This window comes from Mycolicibacter heraklionensis, from assembly GCF_019645815.1.
In the GTDB taxonomy this organism is placed as follows: Bacteria; Actinomycetota; Actinomycetes; order Mycobacteriales; family Mycobacteriaceae; genus Mycobacterium; species Mycobacterium heraklionense.
Genome location: NZ_CP080997.1, coordinates 969,030 through 988,235 on the forward strand (window position 1 = coordinate 969,030; position 19,206 = coordinate 988,235).

Sequence of the window (19,206 nt, forward strand, 5' to 3'; positions counted from 1 at the left end):
GTCGCCAGAATTGGGCAGTTCCCGCGGCACCTTGGCCGCCCGGCGGGTACGGCCCAGACCCGCCGTCAGACCACAGGATTGGTTACTGCCGAATTGATTCCGACATCGTCGCTGCTGCGACCGGCCACCCTGGGAATCCGTGCGGCGTCAGCCGTCGTCGGCGCGGCGGCCCGCAGTGCGTCGGCCACCACCGAGGCGGTGGGGGCCATCACCTCGGCCGGCCTGCAGGTCGCCGCGCTGCCGATTCGCGAGGCCACTCGGATGCTGTCCGGCGAATCCACCACGGCGACGCTGACCCGCAGGTGCTGGCGCGGGGAAGGCCGCGCCTGGATCGAGATACGTGGCTTGACTGAATCCCCCGAACTCGGGCAGCGGGTGCTTGACACGCTCGTCGCCGAACCCGGCGTGGTGTCGGCGCGGCTGAACCGCCCGTTGTCTCGGGTCGTGGTGGAACTGGCGGTCGACGGTGAGCAGGTAACGCTGAATGACCTGTGCCGCCTGATCGCCGAGACCGAACGCAGCTACCGCCGCTCCGACGGCACGACAGCTCCGATCGGGGCAGCGCCGGCCACCGTCCTACCCGGCGACGGGTTGCTGCTGATGGCCCGCGGCGTGATGGTCGGCGTCAACGCCGCCGGGTTGGCCATCGCGGTCGCCGGGCGCGCGCTGCGGCTGCCGCAGGCGCCGATCACCGTCGACGCCGTCGCGGCGCTGGCCAACTACCAGCCGTGGTTGCGCCGGCAACTCGCCGACCGAATCGGCAGGGGACCTGCCGACACGGTGCTGTCGCTGATCTCCACCGGAGCGCGTATCGCCACCCTGTCGCCGGCCACGCTGGCAGTGGACTTGGCGTTGCAAGGTGTCAAAGCCGCCGAGTCTGCGGCCGCGGCGCAGGCCTGGAACCGCCACGAGCCGTACCTGGCCCGGCACGCCGACCAGGCTCAGGTGCACGTGCCGTCGCGGCCGGTGCCGCTACCGGAGGGGGCGCTCGACCGCCACGGCAGGCGGGTGGGCTACGTCCAGTTGTTCGGGGCCGGCCTGGTGGGAGTGCTCACCCGCAACGTCACCACAGCCGCGACCGCGGCCGTGGTCGCCTCCCCGAAAGCCATGCGCACCACCACTGAATCGTTCGCGGCCACGCTGAGCCGGTCATTGGTCGAGCAGCACGCCGCGCTGCCGTTGCGCCCGGAGGGCCTGCGCCGACTCGACCGCGTCGACGCCGTCCTCATCGATCCCCGGCTGCTCTGCACCGCCACCGCACGCCACCCGCTGGCCTCGGCACTGCTGGCCGAGGCACGGGCGTCGGGCGCGGAACTGGTCACCCTCGACGTCGAAGCTCTGGGTGAACTGCGTCCCGCGTTCGACGAACTGGCGCCGGTCGATACCGCCGCCGACGACGAACAACTCGACGAGGCGCTGGCTGCCGCATTGACGGCACGCCAGCAAGACGGCCGCACCGTTGCGGTGCTCACGTCGAGCGGTGCGCAGGCCCTCGCCTGCGCCGACGTGGGCCTGGGGATCCTGCCCGGCGACTCGGAGACGCCACCGCCGTGGGAGGCGGATCTGCTGCTGACCGATCTGGCCGGCGCCTGGCGGGTGCTGCACGCGATACCGGCGGCGCGCGCGGCCGCCCAGCGCGGCACCTCGCTGGCCACCGGCGCATCGACGATCGGTGCACTGCTGATGGTTCCCGGGGTGCGGGCGGGCCGGGGAAGAGGGGGTCCCGGGCCGGTCACCGCCGGGGCAGCCACCGGACTGCTCTCGGGATACCTGCTGGCTCGCCAGGTGGCTCGGACGCAGCCGCCGCGGCCCGCGCCGGCTTACGAGTGGCATGCGATGTCACTGGACGAGATCCACGCGATCCTGCCGGTCCCCGACCTCTCCTGCGCCGCAGCCGAAGTCGACGCCGCGCCACCGCACATGGCTTGGCAGTTCATCAGGGCGGTGCGCGCCGAACTGTCGGATCCGCTGATGCCGGTGCTGGCACTGAGCTCGGCGGCCACCGCGATGCTGGGTTCGCCGGTGGATGCGTTGATGGTCAGCACGGTGCTGATCGGCAACTGCATGCTCGCGGCAGCCCAGCAGCTGCAGGCCGAGAACCGGCTGAACCGGCTGCTGGCCCAACAGACCCCGCCCGCCCGCACCGTCGCGCCGGGCACCAACACCTACACCGAGATCGTCGCGGACCGCCTGATACCCGGCGCCGTGATCGAGGTCCGCAGCAACGAGGTGGTGCCCGCCGACGCGCGGCTGATCGAGGCCATCGACCTCGAAGTCGACGAATCCTCGCTCACCGGCGAATCACTGTCGGTCGACAAGCAGACCGCGGCGACACCGGGCGCCGAACTCGCCGAGCGGCGCTGCATGCTCTACGCCGGCACGACAGTTGTCGCCGGCACCGCACGGGCCGTGGTTACCGCCGTCGGCGCCGACACTCAGGCCCGTCGTGCCGCCGAGCTGGCCGCCGGGGACCTGCCGGTGGTCGGCCTGCAGCACCAGCTGAGTCAGCTGATGAGTCGCGCGTTCCCGGCCAGCGCCGGCGGCGGGCTAATGGTGGGTCTGTTGGGGATGCTGCGCGGCGGTGGCCTGCGTCTGGCCCTGGGCAACGCGATCGCGGTCGCCGTGGCGGCGGTGCCCGAGGGCATGCCGCTGATGGCGACCCTGGCCCAGCATGCCTCGGCCCAACGCCTGACCGATTCCGGTGCGCTGGTGCGCATTCCCCGCTCGGTGGAGGCCCTGGGCCGGGTCGAGGTGGTCTGCTTCGACAAGACCGGAACACTGAGCGAGAACCGGCTACGGGTCACCCGGGTGTACCCCGTCGCCGGCCACGCCGAGGACGACGTGCTGCGATGCGCGGCCAACGCCGCGCCGGCGCCCGAGGGCGACCCCCACACGCACGCCACCGACCAGGCCGTTACCGAGGCCGCCGCCGGTATCGGCAGCCTCTGGACCACCCCGGACGCCCACCTGCCGTTCCGCTCCGGCCGGGCGTTCTCGGCGTCGGTGGTCGGTCGGGAACTGATGATCAAGGGGGCTCCCGAAGTGGTGCTGGCCGCCTGCACCGTCCTCGGCCCGGACAGCGACGCGCCGGTCGCCGAACTCGCTGCCGGCGGGCTGCGGGTGATCGCGGTGGCGCAGCGCCGACTTAGCGCCGCACAGGTGAAGTCGCTGGCCGACGACCCGGACGCTCTCGCCGGACTGTGCGGCGAGGGACTGACGCTCACCGGGTTCCTCGGCATCTCCGACACCCCCCGCGCCGAAGCGCCGCAACTGCTCGCCGACCTGGCGGAGCGGGGCGTCGGCATCCGGCTGATCACCGGCGATCACCCCGTCACCGCCACCGCGATCGCCGCGGAACTGGGGGTGCCGGTCACCGCCGAGCAGGTCATCACCGGCGCGGAGTGGAACGCGTTGTCGCGCAAGGGCCAGGAACGTGCGGTGGCGCAGCGGGTGATCTTCGCCCGGATGTCCCCGGAGAACAAGGTGCAGGTGGTGCAGACCCTCGAACGCAGTGGCCGGGTCTGCGCCATGGTGGGCGATGGCGCCAACGATGCGGCGGCGATCCGGGCCGCCAGCGTGGGCCTGGGCGTCGTGGCGCGCGGCAGCGACTCGGCGCACCTCACGGCCGACATCGTGTTGACCGACGGGCGCATCGGCGCACTGGTGGATGCCATCGACGAAGGCCAGCGACTGTGGCGCGGGGTGCAGCTGGCGGTGACGGGCCTGCTCGGCGGCAATGTCGGCGAGGTGATCTTCGGTGTCGTCGGCACCGCGCTGTCGGGGACCTCGCCGCTGAACAACCGCCAACTGCTGCTGATGAACATGCTGACCGACGCGCTGCCGGCCACCGCGGTCGCGGTCAGCACCCCGGCCGGCTCCTCGCATCGAGTCGTGCACGGCATCGACGAACGCAGCCTGATGCGCGCCGTCGCGGTCCGCGGAGCGATCACCGGGGCCGCGGCCAGCGCGGCATGGGGGATGGCTCGCCTTTCTGTTGTACCGGGCGCCCGGCAACGCGCCGCCACGGTCGCGCTGATCACGCTGGTCACCACCGAGCTGGCCCAGACGCTGGTCGACTCGCACGCGCCGTTGGTCTTGCTCACCGCCGCCGGGTCATTCGCGGCGTTCGCGGCGATGATCAGCCTGCCCGGAATCAGCCAGCTCCTGGGTTGCGTACCGGTGGGACCGCTGGGCTGGTCGCAGGCGCTGGGAGCCACCGGCGCCGCAGTGCTCGCGATCGCCGCGGCGCCGCACGTGCTGCCGGCCCGGTGGCGCGAGGCACCGGAGACCAGCACCGAGATCGAGTCAGGCCCGATGGCCACCGTGGCTGTGCTGCGGCCGGCAGGCGACCAGGCCTCCTCGGCCGCGGCCGCTGGTGGGTCTACCGTGATGGTCAGTGGTACCAACTGACCAGCGGAGGCGTGGCATGCACCCATTCCGGCAAGCGGTCGAGGCCCGTGACGCCGCGGCCATCGAGGCGCTGTTGTCCGACGATGTCGTGTTCACCAGTCCGGTGGCGTTCAAGCCCTACCCGGGCAAGCCGGTCACCGCGGCGATCCTGCGCGCCGTGATGCGTGTCTTTGAAGACTTCCGCTACGTGCGAGAGATCGCTGACGCCTCCGGGCGTGACCATGCCCTGATATTCGAAGCGTCGGTCGACGGTAAACGGCTCAGCGGATGCGACTTCCTGCATATGGACGACGACGGCAAGATCGACGACTTCGTCGTGATGGTCCGGCCGCTGTCGGCGGCTACCGCGCTGGCCGAAGCCATGGCGCAGCAGTTCGAGCAGATCACCCGTGAGGCCGCCGCGCCGCATGGACATGGCGACGGCTCTGCCTAGCCGGAACCGATAGCGGGGCTCCGCGGTGCATGAGCAGACGCCGGTAGTCGCGGCCGTGGCCGTCGGCGGCGCGATCGGTGCCTGCGCGCGCTACGCCGTCGCGCTGGCATTGCCCACCCCGGTCGGTGGATTCCCTTGGGCCACAATGGTCACCAACGTGAGCGGGTGCGCGCTGATGGGGGTGCTGATGGTGGCGATCACCGAACTGTGGGTCGGACATCGACTGCTGCGTCCGCTGCTGGGCACCGGCGTGCTCGGCGGCTACACCACGTTTTCCACCTTCGCCGGCGACGTCGACACCCTCATCGCCGCCGGACAGCCGGTCCCGGCTTTGGTCTACCTGCTCACCACGCCGGTGGCAGTGTTGATCGCGACCTGGACCGCTGCCAGCCTCACCCGCCGTCTGGTCATCAGGAGGACAGCATGAGCGAGCTCACCGGACGCGCGTTGCGCCTGACGGTATTCCTCGGAGAGAGCGACACCTGGCATCACAGGCCGGTGTACAGCGAGATCGTGCACCGAGCGCATCGGGCCGGCCTGGCCGGCGCGTCGGTGTTCCGCGGCATCGAGGGCTACGGAGCGTCCTCGGCCATCCACACCACCCGGCTGCTGTCGATGTCTGAGGACCTGCCGGTCTCGGTCATCATCGTCGACGCCGCCGAGCGGATCCGTGCCTTCCTGCCGGAGCTGGACGAGTTGGTCACCGAGGGCCTGATCCTGCTGGATGAAGTCGAGGTCATCCGCCACGTCGGGCGACGCCCCGCCGGCCAGTGACCTGGCTACTGGTCATCGCCGGCGCCGCGGTGGGGGCGCCGTTGCGCTACCTGACCGACCGATTCGTCCAGGCCCGCCACGACACCACCTTCCCGTGGGGCACGTTCACCGCCAATGTGCTGGGCAGCCTGGTCCTGGGTGTGCTCATGGGCGCCGCGAGCCCCGGCGACCAAGGGCTGCACCTGTTGGTCGGCACCGGTCTGTGCGGCGCGCTGACCACATACTCGACCTTTTCCTACGAGACCCTGCAGCTGGCCGGCGTCGGTGCGCGGCTGTACGCGCTGGCCAACCTGGTGCTCACCTTGACCTGCGGGCTGGGCGCCTATTACGTCGGCAATGTCGCGGCACAAGCGATTTGGGCCTGACCGATCCGCGGGTTAGGTGACGCTACGCAATTGCTTCCAGCATGAGGTGCCACAATCGAGCCCGACAGTGTCCCGTGGCGTCCGCCCAGTCCTTCCAGGAGTAGCAATGTCGTTCTCGGTAGAGCTCAGCGATGACGTGATCGAGGTGCGGGACTGGGTCCATCAGTTCGCCGCCGAGGTCGTCCGCCCGGCCGCCGCCGAATGGGATGAGCGGGAAGAGACGCCGTGGCCGATCATCCAGGAGGCCGCCAAGATCGGCCTGTACTCGCCCGAGTTGTTCGCCACCCAGGCCGCCGAGCCCAGCGGGATCGGCATGCTCACGGTGTTCGAGGAACTGTTCTGGGGTGACGCCGGGATCGCCTTGTCGATTCTCGGCACCGGGTTGGCGGCGGCGGCCCTGGCGGGCAACGGAACTCCCGAACAGCTGGGCCGGTGGCTGCCCGAGATGTTCGGTACCGCCGATGACCCCAAACTCGGGGCCTTCTGCTCCTCGGAACCCGATGCCGGCTCGGATGTCGGCGCGATCCGGACTCGCGCCCGCTTCGACGAAGCAACACGTGAATGGGTGCTCAACGGCACCAAGACCTGGGCCACCAACGGCGGTATCGCCAACGTGCACATCGTGGTCGCCTCGGTCTACCCCGAACTCGGCTCACGCGGCCAGGCCACGTTCGTCATCGGGCCCGACACCAAGGGGCTGGCCCAGGGCCAGAAGTTCAAGAAGCACGGCATCCGGGCCTCGCACACCGCCGAGATCGTATTGGACAACGTCCGTTTGCCCGAGGACATGATCCTCGGTGGGCGAGAGAAGTTCGAGGAGCGCGTCGCCCGGGTCAAATCCGGTGCATCCGCCCGCGGTCAGGCCGCCATGAAGACCTTCGAGCGCACTCGTCCGACCGTCGGGGCGATGGCGGTCGGGGTGGCGCGCGCCGCGTACGAATACGCCCTCGAATACGCCTGCCAGCGTGAGCAGTTCGGCCGCAAGATCGGTGAGTTCCAGGCCGTAGCCTTCAAACTGGCGGACATGAAGAGCCGCATCGACGCGGCACGGCTGATGGTCTGGCGGGCCGGCTGGATGGCGCGCAACAACAAGGCCTTCGACAACGCCGAGGGCTCGATGGCCAAGCTGTTCGCCAGCGAGACCGCCGTCTACGTCACCGACGAGGCGATCCAGATCCTCGGCGGCAACGGTTACACCCGCGACTACCCGGTCGAGCGTATGCACCGCGACGCCAAGATCTTCACCATCTTCGAAGGCACCAGCGAGATCCAGCGGCTGGTCATCGCCCGGGCGATCACCGGCCTGGCGCTGCGCTGATCAGCCCGGTCGGCTACTGCGCGATCGTTGCGCGCAGTGGCCCGCCGACGCTGTTGAACAGCAGGTCCCCGTTGGGCAGTCCCTCGATGAGGGCGTACGCGCCGTTGCCCAGATTCGACTGTCCGAAGATGGTGCGGTGCACCGTCTCCCCGGTCTGCCAGTCCAGCCCGGTCACCTCCCAGCCGTCGGCCGCGGTGTAGCCGTTGAGGAAGACGATTCCCGAAGTGGCGGATACGGCCGGGACCATCGAGGTGGACACCACATCGCCGCGTGCCCAGGCTGATCTCCACCGGTGGGTGGTGGGATCCCATTCGAAGCGCTGCGCCCCGTGCGGCGCTGGCGAAACGGGTCCGCTGGCCAGCACATCGACCAGCCGGTCCGGCGTACCGCCTCCACCGATGTTGTTGACCACGAACGCGCCATACCCGCTGACTACGACGGACTGTTCGCTTTGGATGAATTCCGGCAATGGTTCCGGCAGGCCGGCGCTCACGCTGATCTGATCCGCGATCCGGGTGGACTTCGTTCCCGGCCTTTGCTGAAAGCCCTCCGGAATGTCGTTGCGCCAGAACGCCACCAGCTTCATATGGTCGGATCCGTCAGTGATCACCACCAGTTCGTCATCGTTCTTGCCAAAGCCCATCAACGTCGGCGTCGAGCCGGTTCCGGAGCCGAACTTGATGGTCGGGGGTTGCCGTCCGGTGTCGTAGGCGGCCGACCATGCGCCGTCCGCCTCGTCTTGCGACAGTTTGGAGCCAGTCCAGACGATCTTGCGCATCAACTTGTCGGAGGCGACGTAGATGCCGTTACGCTCGTCGACCGCCATCGAGTTCGAGACCGTTTCGTCCTCGCCGAACTTGATCTGCTGCAACGGCGCGGACAGGTCCCGATCGAGCACCGATAACGATCCGGTGCTGAGCACCAGCAGGCGACCGTCGTAGGTCATCGAGGCGCCGACGATGTTCTCGGGGATGCCCAGGCTGGTGATGTCGCCCGTCAGGTATGGCTTGAAGTCGATGCGGCCGACGATGGCGATGCCTGCCTCGGGCTGCTCGGCGTTCTTCAGACCGAATTTGACGATCTCCGATTGCTGCGTCACGTAATAGATGAAATTGTCGCGATCGACCAGGCTGTAGACGCCGTTGCTGATCCGCTGCCAATTCGCTCCGCCCCAGTGGTCGCGGATCGCTGACTCGATCTGTCCGACATCGGTGAATCTCTGGTTCAGCACCGCGTCGAGCTGTTGCGGGGAAATCGGTTGCACCCCAGGAGCGTCGAGTGCCGCAACCTGCTTGAATCCGCCGTCCGCGACATCGACGTAGCGGACACCCGAGGTCGAGGACACCCACCGGTAGTTCGGATCGGTGGATGCCAGCGTGATGATGTTGACCGGCCCGCCGGGAACCCGGTCCAGCTGGGTCGGGTCGAGGTGAAAGGTGCCGCGGGGGATCGGATCGTCGAAGCTGTCTGATTGCGCGGAATCGATGTGGGTGATGCCGTATTTGGCTGCCGCGAGATACGGATTGACCGCTGAACCGGTGGACCGCACCGCTGAGTCCTCTCCCGGCGGTGTTGGACCAGAGCTACATCCGCTCAGCGCCATGAGCGCTGCCGCTGCGGCGGCCAACGCCGTGCGCATCCGTACTCGCTGCGCCATACCAGCGGATGCTAATCCGGTCGCCGTGTCGTCGACACGGAACGCGTCTATATAGGTCAGAAGGCAAACCGGGTGCAGTCGGTTGGGAACGCGAACCAGGCCAGGGCCCGCCGGGGGACGATCATCCGCAGTCCGCCGCCGTCCTGGCCCGCCCAGGCATCGGGGCCGGGAGCGTACTGCGGGTGGTATTTCTCGAACGCGGTCGCCAATCGGACTCCGAGGTCGTTGGGGCTTGCTGAAGTCGCTGTGGAGACTCCCTCGACGATCACCACTTGCGTACCGCTTTCCAGTGTCAGGGTGCACGCCGGGTTGTCCTGGAGGTTGCGCGCGTGGCGTGTGGTGGGTGCGCCGTCGTAATAGAAGCGGCCGTCGAGCCACACGCCCCAACGCGGTACGGAGTGCGGGGTGCCGTCCGGGCGCACCGTGGTCAGCCAATAGTGCTGGGACGCGGTCAATCGCTGTTCAACTTCTGACCAGCTCAACAAGCCTTCCGCCGAACTCGGCAATCCGTAGCCCTCTGGCAGGACGGGACGTGTCGCGGTAGGGCCCGGTTTCGGTTCCATGGCCCACACGCTAGCTCTGACGTCCGACAGGGATACCGCTCTGCCGTTGCGTCCTAGCCAGCCGTCTTCCCGTTGTCGGTCAGGTAGACCGCGCCGTGCACCGCGGCGGCGGCATCGCTGGCCAAAAAGGCGATCACCTCGGCGACGTCGGCCGGGGCGCTCATCCCGCGCGGTGAGGCCACCCGCATGATCAGGTTGACGTCGGCACCCTCGGGAAGCTGGAAGTTGGTCACCTGCGGGGTCAGCATCCCACCCGGGCACACCGCGTTGACCCGCAGCTTCTCCGCGGTGAACTCCACGGCCAACGCCCGGGTGAGCCCGACGAGCCCGTGCTTGGCCGCGCAGTAGCCCGCCGAGTACGCCTGCCCTTCCACCCCGGCGATCGAGGCGACGTTGACGATATTGCCGCCCGCCTCCAGCAGGTGCGGCAGCGCGGCGCGGCACAGGAAGAACGGCCCGTTGAGGTTGACCGCCAGATCGTGGGCCCACTCGTCGTCGGTGACGGCCGGCGTGTGGCGCATCTGGTGGGCGCCGGCGACGTTGACCAGCACGTCGAGCCGCCCGAACTGGGCGACACACTGCTCGACGGCCGCCGCGCAGGCCGCCGCGGTGCTGATGTCGGTGGGGGCGTACTGCCCGCCGGGCACGTCGGCGAACACCGTGGCGAGCCGCTCGGCATCGCGCGCCAGCCCGAACACCGTCGCGCCGCGCCGGGCGAACAGTTGGGCCGTCGCCGCGCCCAGGCCCGACGAGGCTCCGGTCACCAGCGCCACTTTGCCTGACAGATCAGCCATTTCGACTCTCCGCATCACCCAGTCGACCGGCACCGGGGCGCAGCCGTCTACCGTCCAGTTATGGCTTCAGTATCAGTGATCACCGGCGGCGCGGGCGGCATGGGTCTGGCGACGGCCAAGATCCTGGGCCGAGACCACACCGTGGTGTTGTGCGATGTTCGGCAGCAGCGGCTCGACTCGGCGCAGGTCGCGCTCTCCGAGCTCGGCATCGCCGCGACCGCCGTCAACTGCGATGTCACCGATCGTGACGCGGTCACCCGGCTGTTCGACACCGCGACCGGTCTCGGGACGCTGGCGTCGGTGGTCCACACCGCGGGGGTCAGCCCGAGCATGGGTGACGCCGAATTCGTCATGCGCACCAACGCCTTCGGCACCCTCGTCGTCAACGAGGTGTTCTACGACGTCGCCGGCGACGGCGCGGTGATCGTCAACGTGGCTTCGATGGCCGCGCAGCTGCTGCCCGACAAGGCATACCCCACCAAGCAGTTCCCGCTGGCGCTCAGCGACGGCGACGCTTTCGTGGCCGCGATGACGACGTACTGCAACAACGCACCCGAGCAGATGCGCTCGGGCTTCTCCTACACGGTCAGCAAGGCCTTCGTGAAGTGGTACTGCGCCGCGCAGGCCGAGCGCTTCGGTGGCCGCGGGCTGCGCATCGTCTCGGTGTCGCCGGGCAACATCGATACCGAGATGGGGCGGCGCGAAGAGAAGGCCGGGGTGGGCATGATGATGCCCGACGCGCTGATCCCGCGGTGGGGCACGCCCGAGGAGATGGCCGAGCTGTTCGCCTTCTGCGCCGGAAACAAGTGCGCCTATCTCACCGGCGCCGACATCCTCGCCGACGGGGGAGTGGTCGCCTCGATGCGGGAACGCGCCCGGGTGGCCGCCGAACTTGGGTAGCGTGCCGTTGAGGGGAAGGGAGCGCCGATGCACTACACCCGCACCGATCCCATCGCGGCCCGTCCCAGCGACGTCTGGGCTGTCCTGACCGATGTCGAGCATTGGCCGGACTGGACCGCATCGATGCGTGAGATCACCCGGCTCGACTCCGGTCCGCTGCGAGTCGGCAGCACCGCCCGAGTCCGGCAGCCCACCGGGCGGCCGATGGTGTGGACGGTCACCGACCTGGTCGACGAGCGGTCCTTCACCTGGTCGGCGTCGATGGCCGGAATCCGGTTCACCGGCTTCCACGAGCTGACGCCGACCGGCTCAGGGGTGCGGGCCGTCCTGACTTTTACGCTGACCGGTCCAATGGCCTGGCTGGCCGGCCTGCTCGCCGGCGGCCGGATACGTCGCTACGTCGACATGGAGGCCGAGGGGCTCAAGCGGCAGTCGGAAGGCCGGGCGCGGTAGCTGGGGTAGCTGAGCTGGTCGGTGGATTCGAGGTGCGGAATGCGCCGAAGCAGCTAAGTTAACGGTTGACACGCGGCGGGGTGGGTGCTTACCGTGGAGCAAACCTACGGGACCGTAGGTTTGGCTGGGGGGCCAAGCGACAGCCCACCTGTCGATCAGGGAGGGGACCAAAAACTATGGTGAACGTCCAGACGGCACTGCTTCACGAGCTGGAGCCGATTGTCGAACAGAACCTCAATCGCCACCTCAAGGCCGCCAAGCCGTGGCTGCCGCACGACTACGTGCCGTGGAGCAGGGGACGCGACTTCGCGTTCCTCGGCGGCGAGGACTGGGTTCCCGAAGACTCCCCGCTGGACCCGGTCGCCAAGTCCGCCCTGCTGGTCAACCTGCTGACCGAGGACAACCTGCCGTCGTACCACCGCGAGATCGCCACCACCTTCAGCCGGGACGGCGCCTGGGGCACCTGGGTCGGCCAATGGACCGCCGAAGAGGGCCGCCACAGCATCGCCCTGCGCGACTACCTCATCGTCACCCGCGGCATTGACCCGGTGAACCTCGAGAACATGCGGATGCAGCACACCATCGCCGGCTATGACGCCGGCGGCAAGTCAGCGCTGCAGGTACTGGCCTACGTGTCGTTCCAGGAACTCGCCACCCGGGTCTCGCACCGCAACACCGGCAAGGCCTCCGGATGCCCGATCGCCGACCAGTTGCTGGCCCGGGTCGCTCTCGACGAGAACCTGCACATGGTCTTCTACCGCAACCTCATGCAGGCGGCGCTGGACATCGCGCCGGACGAGGCCATGTGCGCCATCCGCGACGAGGTGATCGGCTTCTCGATGCCCGGGATGAACATGCCCGGCTTCCAGGAGAACGCCATCCTGATCGCCAAGGCCGGCATCTACGACTTGCGCATCCACCACGATGAGGTCATCCAGCCCGTGCTGCGGTTCTGGAAGGTCTTCGAGCGCAATGACTTCGGGGCGGCGGGCGAGGAGGCCCGCGAGCAGATCGCGGGCTTCATGAAGATGGTCGACGAGCGGGCCACCTACTACGAAGAGAAGGCCAAGGCGCGCGAGAGCGTCTCCGCCTAGCCGCCTAGCCCTTGATCGACGAGTAGTAGATCGTGTCGGCCATCGACACCGAGTCGGCGGCGCGCGCGGGCGCGGGACGCCCGTGCTGCGTCAACAGCTCAGTCATGGTCACGCCCGTTGAGGCCCAGCCCAAGGGGTCGAGGTAGGCGGCGACGTCGTTGCGGTCACCTTCGTACCCGAGTTCGGAGAATTCCAGGTCGAAGCCGTGCGCCCGCCATTTCTCGGTGGCGCTGCGCATCATTTCCCGGGCCTGATCGTGCTGGTCCGCGGAGATGTTCGGAATGGCCTCGGTGGCCAGCCGGCTGCCGTCGGCGCTCAGTGCGGCGATGTTGTCCAGCAGCCGGTCCTGCGCGTCCGGCGGGAGGTAGCCGAGCAGTCCCTCGGCGATCCAGGCAGTGGGCTGGGTGCGGTCGAACCCCGCCTCGATCAGCGCGGCCGGCCAGTCGTCGCGCAGATCGACCGCGACGCCGCGGCGATCGGCGGTCGGTTCGGCGCCCAAGTCGGTCAGTGCCGCGGCCTTGAATGCCAAGACCTGTGGCTGGTCGATCTCGAAGATCGTCATGCCGGAGGGCCACGTCAGTCGGTAGGCGCGCGCATCCAGGCCCGATGCCAGGATCACCGCCTGGCGAATCCCGGACCGGGTGGCGTCGGCAAAGAACGTGTCGAAGAAGCGGGTGCGGACGGCCATCGCGTCGGGCATCTGGCCGAGCTTCCACCCGGAGTCGTGGTCGTCGAAGTCGGTGCCCGCCAGGTCGCCGGCGGCCCATTTGGTCAGGAAGTCGACGCCGACGGCCCGGACCAGCGGCTCGGCGAAGCGGTCGTCGATCAGGGGATTGTCGGCCTTGGTGGCGAGGGCCCGGGCGGCGGCCACCATCGTCGCGGTGGCTCCCACGCTGGTGGCCAGGTCCCAGGTGTCGTGGTCGGTGCGTGCCATGAGCGCTCCTTGAAGTAGTAGGCAAGACAACTTACTTAGCCTAGCAAGTAATTAGTACAGTTAATAAACGTTAGGGGTCGGGCGGTTGTTCCCGACCCGGGGCCCAGGTGGTGGGCAGCATCGGTGTCGTCGCGGAATTACCGAAGGCGTCTTCGTCTAACGTGGTCAACCCGGTTGCGTGTTTCCCGCTGACTCGAGGGTGGGTTCCGCCCAGGCCCAAGGCGCCTGCGTTGCGGTCGGACGCCGTCGCCGGCGGCGTCGCGGTGGGAGGCGGTGGTGTGTCGGGTACCACCGGATCGGAGCCCATGCTCACGGTGCTGCCGGGCTCCTTGGCCGCCGTGCGGCGCCGGCGACGCGCCGGGCTCGCGGCCGCCTTCCGGCTGCGAGCCCCCGCCGCGGGCGCGGCCTCCCGGTTGTTGAGCGTGGGGCCGAATCCTCTGTCGGGGCCGTTGCCGGCCCGGGCCGCCGCGCGGACCGCCGGGGCGACGGCTACCGGTGTCGCGATCAGGGGAGGGGCGGCGGGAGTCGGGGTGGTAGCTGTGACCGAAGTGGCGGGCGTCGGCGAACCCGGGGCGAACCCGGCCGCGGGCACGTCATCGGGGGGCGGCGCCATGAACACTGCCGGTACCCTCGCGGCGACCACGGTGAGGGGCTTCGCCACGCCCGCGATCACCGGCGCCAGGGGCGGCACGCTCGCGACCGGGGATGCCGCGGCATTGATGGCCTCGATGATGCGGTTCACGATCTCCACGATGATCGCGATGATCGGGCCGTCCAAGATGTCGGCGATCTCGAGGAAGATCGCCAGCGTTTCGTAGAGGGCCGTGAGGACGTCGGCCGGGTTGCCGCCGGCGCCGCCGTCATCGTCGCCGCCGCCGTCGTTCTCGAACGCCAGGATCGACGGCGGCGACGGTGTGCGGGGTATCGAAGCCAAGGCCGTGTCCGACAGCGTTTGATAGGTCGCCATTGTGGTGGCGGCCTGGATCCACATCCGGACGTAGTCGGCTTCGGCGATCGCGATCGGAATGGTGTTGATGCCGAAGAAGTTCGTCGCAACCAGGACCGCGTGCGTGGCGTGATTGGCCGCCAGCTCGGCCATGGTCGGCATGGTGGCCAAGGCGCTGGCGTAGGCGGCTGCGGCGATCTCATGCTGGGCGGCGGCGCGCGCGCTGTCGGTGCTGGCCTGTGTCAGCCAGGCCGAATACGGTTGGTGGGCAGCAATATAACGCTCCGCGCTCGGTCCCAGCCAAGTCCCAGCCTGCACGGCGCTCAAGGTAGTGTTCAATTCTGCTGCTGCCGAAGCATATTCAGAGCTCAATGACGACCACGCGAATGCGGCGGCCATCAGTGCCCCCGGGCCCGGTCCGCTGCTCAACAGTGCTGAATGGACCTCGGGCGGCGAAGCCAGCCACGTCGGCGCAACCGCATGCAACTCGCCCATCAACTCCTTCGACGACGAACGCGCAACCTCACGCTAGGGGCGTCTGTCGACGAGGTCGGGACGGGCGGGCGGCGTAGGAGTTAACGTCGGAAGAACGCTCGGCAGGAGATGTGGAGGCGTTGCCTAGCGCAGGGTCAGGTAGATCAGCGCCGCATTGAGCACGCCGATCACCACGGTGACGGCCCAGCCGAGTGCCGAGGTCAGCGCCCCGTTGGCATCGGCGCCCATCAGTTCCCGGTCGCCGGTCACCCGGATCAGCGGTACCAGCGCGAACGGGATCCCGAAGGACAACACCACCTGCGAGATCACCAATGCCCGAGTGGGCTCGATCCCGAGTACCAGGATCGCCAGCGCCGGGCCCAGCGTGATCAGCCGGCGCCACAGCAGCGGAACCGACACTCGTAGCAGGCCCTGCATGATCATCGCGCCGGCATAGGCGCCCACCGAGGTCGACGCCAGTCCGGAAGCCAGCAGTCCGATCGCGAAGAACAGTGCGACCGTCGGGCCCAGGGTGTTGCCGACCGCGGCATGCGCCCCCTCGATGGAACCGGCATCGTCCAGGCCGCGCAGGTTGTTGGCGGCCACCAGCAACATGGCCAGGTTCAGCGTGCCGGCCGCCAGCATCGCCAGGCCGACATCCCAGCGGGTCACTCGCAGCAGTCGCCGTCGCGCCGGGCCGGGCTCGGGCTGGCCGTGCCGGTCGCGGGCCAGCCCCGAGTGCAGGTACACCGCGTGTGGCATCACCGTCGCGCCGAGGATCGCGGTGGCCAGCAGCACGCTTTCGGTGCCGTCGAAACGGGGCAGCAGGCCGGCGGCGACGTCGGCGGGCGCCGGTGGGGAGACCACCAGGCTGGCCAGGAACCCGATGGCGATGATGATCAGCAGCCCGCTGGTCACCTGCTCGAAAATCCGCGGACCGCGCCGGTCGCCGACTGCCAGCAGCGCCATCGACACCACGCCGGTGATGAGGCCGCCGAGCAGCAGCGGTAAGCCGAAGATCAGGTTCAACGCGATCGCCCCGCCCACGACTTCGGCGAGATCTGTTGCCATGGCCACCAATTCGGCCTGCAGCCAGTACGCGATCCGAACCGGCTTACGACTGTGGGCGCCGATCACCTCCGGCAGCGAGTGCCCGGTCACCAGTCCGAGCTTGGCGGACAGATACTGCACCAGCCCGGCCATCACGTTGGCCGCGACGATGACCCAGACCAGCAGGAAGCCGAATTTCGCCCCCGCGCTGACGTTGGCGGCGACGTTACCCGGGTCGACGTAGGCGATCGCAGCGACGAAAGCCGGGCCGAGCAACGCCCAGCCCGGCTTCAGTCGAACCGCGGTGCCTGCAGCCACCGACACCCTTTCCATCCGGATTAACGAACAGGAAAGTCAGGGTAGCCGGAAATTCGCCGATGCTCCGCGGTCACGCCGGCGTGGTGGTCAGCCGGCGCTGTAGAGGCCGCGGCCGGTGACCAGTGGCAGATCCAGCGTGGTCCGGATTCCCGGCTCGGCGGCGACCACCGCAGGAATCGCGTTGACGACCCGCATCGCGGTGGCCACCAGGCCGGCGTGGTTGTGGTCGCCATTGGGGCTGGACAGGCACAGGTCCAGCGCATACGACGGCTCACCGGTCACCTCGACGCGGTACGACCCGCCGGGCTGGGCGGGCTGCGGCCACTCCGGGCACAGGTCTTCGCGCAGCCGGGTGACGTGCTCGAGAACCACGGCGGCCTTACCGTCGACCATGCCGCGCACCTCGAATCGCAGCGCCGCGGCAGTGCCTTTCGCGATGTCACCCGAAGAAATCGCGAAGTCCTCCGGCGCGGGCACCCGGATGTGGGACTGCTCGACGGAATCCAGTTCCAGGCCCAGGCCGGCCGCGAGCTGGCGCACCACCGAACCCCACGCCAGGCTCAGCACACCCGGCTGCAGCAGCATCGGGGTTTCGTCCATCGGCCTGCCGAAGCCCATCACGTCGAACATGACGGCCGCGCTGTCGTAGGTGGCGTAGTCGACGATTTCCATGCAGCGGATCTGCTGGATGCTCTGGCAGGTGCCGGCCAGTGCCAGGGGCAGCAGGTCGTTGGCGAATCCGGGGTCGATGCCGTTGATGAACAAGCTCGAACCGCCTTGCCGCGCAGCGTCTTCGATGGGGGTCAGCATCTCTGTGGGGATGACGTTCCACGGGTACTGCAGGAACACCGCGCTGCTGCCGACGACGTTGATGCCGGCGTTCAGGATGCGCTTGAAGTCCTCCAGCGCCTCGACGAGCCGGTTGTCGGCCAGCGCGGTGTAGACCACGCAGTCGGGCTTGGCGTCGAGCACCTGCTGCAGGTCGGTGGTCGCGATCACGCCGGTCGGCGTGTCCACACCGGCCAGTTCGGCGGCGTCTTTGCCGGCCTTGGCGTCCGAGGACACCCACACTCCGGTCAAGTCGAACTCAGGGTTGGTGATCAGTGCTTTCAGCGCGTGGACACCGACATTGCCGGTGCCGATCTGCGCGACGCGAATAGTCATAGGTCAGTGGTTCCTCACAGGTCCGGGACGGGCAGGTCAAGGTTCGGGAAGGTGATACCGCCGTCGACTTCGAGCACCTTGCCGGTCAGGTAGGCGCCGGCCGGAGAAGCCAGATACAGGGCGGCGGCCGCGATCTCCTCGGGCTCACCGAGTCGCCGCAGCGGCGTGGCCTTCTCCATCGGGGTGCGTAGCTCCTCGTTGGAAGCCACCACGTTCAGCGCCGAGGTCACGATCGATCCCGGTGCGATGGCGTTGACGCGGATCTTGGGGCACAGGTCCAGCGCGGCCAATCGGGTGTAGTGGGCCAGCGCGGCCTTGGCCGTGCCGTAGGCGGCGAACCCTCGCCCGGGCACCCGCCCCATGGTGGAGGTGATGTTGATGAACGACCCGCCGCCGGAGTGCTCCAGCATCAGCGGCACCGCCGCGATGGTCAGTGCGTGCGCCGTCGCGACGTTGAACGTGAACGCGTCTTTGAGGTCTTTGGTCGACGTGGTCAGCAGGGTGTTGGGCATCGTTCCGCCGACGTTGTTGACGACGATGTCGAGCCTGCCGAACGCCTCGACAGCTTCGGCGGCCAGCTTCGCCGTCTCCTCGGGATGGGCGAGGTCGGCGACCACGATGTGGGCACGACGACCCGCCGCGCGGACCTGTTCGGCGACGGCCTCTAGTTCGGATTGGGTGCGTGAGGCGATCACCACGTCGGCGCCGGCCTCGGCAAACGCGACGGCGATAGCGGCGCCCAGGCCCCGGCCAGCACCGGTGACTACGGCTGTTTGATTATCGATTCGGAATTTGTCGAGTATCACGGCGCCACGCTAACAAGGAATGAGCGTGAGCTGAACCCTTTTTTGAAACACGTTCTAATTCGATGTTTGGTGACTGTCCGCGGGTTTTGGCGGCGGCATTCTATGGTTGATGCCGTGACTTCGAACCTCGATCTTTCCGGCGCATCCACCTGGTCGCCGCGTGAAGCCGAGTTGTTGGACGTCACCTTGGCGCTGCTGCAGGAGAACGGCTACGACCGATTGACGGTTGACGCGGTCGCGGCCACGGCACGAGCGAGTAAGGCCACGGTCTACCGACGCTGGCCGTCGAAGGCCGAATTGGTACTGGCCGCGTTCACCGAGGGCATCCGTCAGGTCGCGGTTCCGCCCGACACCGGCACGCTGCGGGGTGATCTGCTGCGCTTGGGCGAGCTGGTCTGCCAACAGACCGCCCAACACGCCGGCACGCTGCGGGCGGTGCTGGTGGAGGTGTCGCGCAATCCCGCGCTGAACGAGGCGATGCAGCACCAGTTCATCGATCAGCGCAAGGCGCTGATGCAGCACATTCTGCGACTGGCGGTCGGCCGGGGGGAGATCGATGCCGCCGCCATCGATGATGACCTGTGGGACGTGTTGCCGGGGTATCTCGTCTTCCGGTCCCTGGTCTCGGGCCGGGCGCCCACCGCGCGCACCGTGGCGAGTCTGGTCGACGGCGTGATCCTGCCGGCTCTCACCCGCCGCGTCGACTGATCTCGCCGGCAGGAATCGCGGTGCCGCACTATTGAACCGTACGGT

18 protein-coding genes are annotated in these 19,206 nt (G+C 68.6%); 10 read left to right on the top strand and 8 right to left on the bottom strand.

Translation table 11 applies throughout. The features are described 5' to 3' along the window. Positions 1–78 precede the first annotated feature (78 nt). From K3U94_RS04665 to K3U94_RS04690, 6 genes are all read left to right on the top strand, one after another. Positions 79–4,410, top strand: coding sequence for an HAD-IC family P-type ATPase (locus K3U94_RS04665; RefSeq protein ID WP_230987415.1), 4,332 nt, complete (start codon positions 79–81; stop codon positions 4,408–4,410). Positions 4,411–4,426: 16 nt separating this feature from the next. After that, the gene (locus tag K3U94_RS04670) at positions 4,427–4,843 is read left to right on the top strand and encodes a nuclear transport factor 2 family protein (RefSeq protein ID WP_047317487.1); all 417 of its coding nucleotides are present in this window, start codon (positions 4,427–4,429) and stop codon (positions 4,841–4,843) included. 25 nt (positions 4,844–4,868) lie between these two features. Further along, positions 4,869–5,270 (top strand): fluoride efflux transporter FluC, encoded by a 402-nt coding sequence (locus K3U94_RS04675; RefSeq protein WP_220695740.1) that lies wholly within the window; start codon positions 4,869–4,871, stop codon positions 5,268–5,270. Continuing rightward, the gene (locus K3U94_RS04680; protein WP_047317485.1) at positions 5,267–5,617 is read left to right on the top strand and encodes a putative PII-like signaling protein; all 351 of its coding nucleotides are present in this window, start codon (positions 5,267–5,269) and stop codon (positions 5,615–5,617) included. Before K3U94_RS04675 ends, K3U94_RS04680 begins: the two co-directional genes overlap by 4 nt. Beyond that, positions 5,614–5,982, top strand: a complete 369-nt coding sequence (gene crcB, locus K3U94_RS04685) for a fluoride efflux transporter CrcB (RefSeq protein ID WP_047317484.1) — start codon at positions 5,614–5,616, stop codon at positions 5,980–5,982. The genes K3U94_RS04680 and crcB overlap by 4 nt, the downstream gene beginning before the upstream one ends. Positions 5,983–6,088: 106 nt before the next feature. Next, positions 6,089–7,300, top strand: a complete 1,212-nt coding sequence (locus K3U94_RS04690; protein WP_220695741.1) for an acyl-CoA dehydrogenase family protein — start codon at positions 6,089–6,091, stop codon at positions 7,298–7,300. 13 nt (positions 7,301–7,313) lie between these two features. Here K3U94_RS04690 and K3U94_RS04695 read toward each other — a convergent pair whose 3' ends face one another. The 3 genes from K3U94_RS04695 to K3U94_RS04705 are packed head-to-tail and all read right to left on the bottom strand — an operon-like array spanning position 7,314 to position 10,314. Further along, on the bottom strand, positions 7,314–8,957 hold the full coding sequence (locus K3U94_RS04695; RefSeq protein WP_220695742.1) for a hypothetical protein: 1,644 nt from the start codon (positions 8,955–8,957) through the stop codon (positions 7,314–7,316). A gap of 56 nt (positions 8,958–9,013) precedes the next feature. Further along, on the bottom strand, positions 9,014–9,520 hold the full coding sequence (locus K3U94_RS04700) for a pyridoxamine 5'-phosphate oxidase family protein (protein ID WP_220695743.1): 507 nt from the start codon (positions 9,518–9,520) through the stop codon (positions 9,014–9,016). A 53-nt stretch (positions 9,521–9,573) separates the two neighbouring features. Continuing rightward, positions 9,574–10,314 carry an SDR family NAD(P)-dependent oxidoreductase gene (locus K3U94_RS04705; RefSeq protein ID WP_220695744.1) on the bottom strand — a complete coding sequence of 247 codons (741 nt, stop codon included), beginning with the start codon at positions 10,312–10,314 and terminating at the stop codon, positions 9,574–9,576. A 60-nt stretch (positions 10,315–10,374) separates the two neighbouring features. Here K3U94_RS04705 and K3U94_RS04710 point away from each other — a divergent pair, with 60 nt between their 5' ends. The 3 genes from K3U94_RS04710 to K3U94_RS04720 all read left to right on the top strand — a co-directional run bounded on the left by K3U94_RS04710 (position 10,375) and on the right by K3U94_RS04720 (position 12,761). Beyond that, positions 10,375–11,214: an SDR family oxidoreductase gene (locus K3U94_RS04710; RefSeq protein ID WP_220695745.1), complete on the top strand. Its 840-nt coding sequence runs from the start codon at positions 10,375–10,377 to the stop codon at positions 11,212–11,214. A gap of 27 nt (positions 11,215–11,241) precedes the next feature. Further along, a complete protein-coding gene (locus K3U94_RS04715) occupies positions 11,242–11,667 on the top strand; it encodes an SRPBCC family protein (RefSeq protein WP_047317479.1) in 426 nt (141 codons plus the stop codon). Between the two features lie 176 nt (positions 11,668–11,843). Continuing rightward, positions 11,844–12,761 carry an acyl-ACP desaturase gene (locus K3U94_RS04720; protein ID WP_047317478.1) on the top strand — a complete coding sequence of 306 codons (918 nt, stop codon included), beginning with the start codon at positions 11,844–11,846 and terminating at the stop codon, positions 12,759–12,761. A 4-nt stretch (positions 12,762–12,765) separates the two neighbouring features. Here K3U94_RS04720 and K3U94_RS04725 read toward each other — a convergent pair whose 3' ends face one another. The 5 genes from K3U94_RS04725 to K3U94_RS04745 form a co-directional block, all read right to left on the bottom strand. Then, complete coding sequence (locus K3U94_RS04725) at positions 12,766–13,695, bottom strand: class I SAM-dependent methyltransferase (protein ID WP_220695746.1); 930 nt, start codon at positions 13,693–13,695, stop codon at positions 12,766–12,768. A 70-nt stretch (positions 13,696–13,765) separates the two neighbouring features. Then, positions 13,766–15,136: a PPE family protein gene (locus tag K3U94_RS04730; protein WP_220695747.1), complete on the bottom strand. Its 1,371-nt coding sequence runs from the start codon at positions 15,134–15,136 to the stop codon at positions 13,766–13,768. A gap of 123 nt (positions 15,137–15,259) precedes the next feature. Further along, the gene (locus K3U94_RS04735; RefSeq protein ID WP_526022749.1) at positions 15,260–16,483 is read right to left on the bottom strand and encodes an Nramp family divalent metal transporter; all 1,224 of its coding nucleotides are present in this window, start codon (positions 16,481–16,483) and stop codon (positions 15,260–15,262) included. Between the two features lie 87 nt (positions 16,484–16,570). Next, complete coding sequence (locus K3U94_RS04740) at positions 16,571–17,647, bottom strand: NAD(P)H-dependent amine dehydrogenase family protein (RefSeq protein WP_220695749.1); 1,077 nt, start codon at positions 17,645–17,647, stop codon at positions 16,571–16,573. A gap of 14 nt (positions 17,648–17,661) precedes the next feature. After that, positions 17,662–18,453, bottom strand: coding sequence for an SDR family oxidoreductase (locus K3U94_RS04745; protein ID WP_220695750.1), 792 nt, complete (start codon positions 18,451–18,453; stop codon positions 17,662–17,664). A gap of 102 nt (positions 18,454–18,555) precedes the next feature. Between K3U94_RS04745 and K3U94_RS04750 the strand changes: the two genes are divergently transcribed. After that, entirely contained in the window at positions 18,556–19,161 is a 606-nt protein-coding gene (locus tag K3U94_RS04750; RefSeq protein WP_220695751.1) for a TetR/AcrR family transcriptional regulator, read from the top strand. Positions 19,162–19,206: the final 45 nt, after the last annotated feature.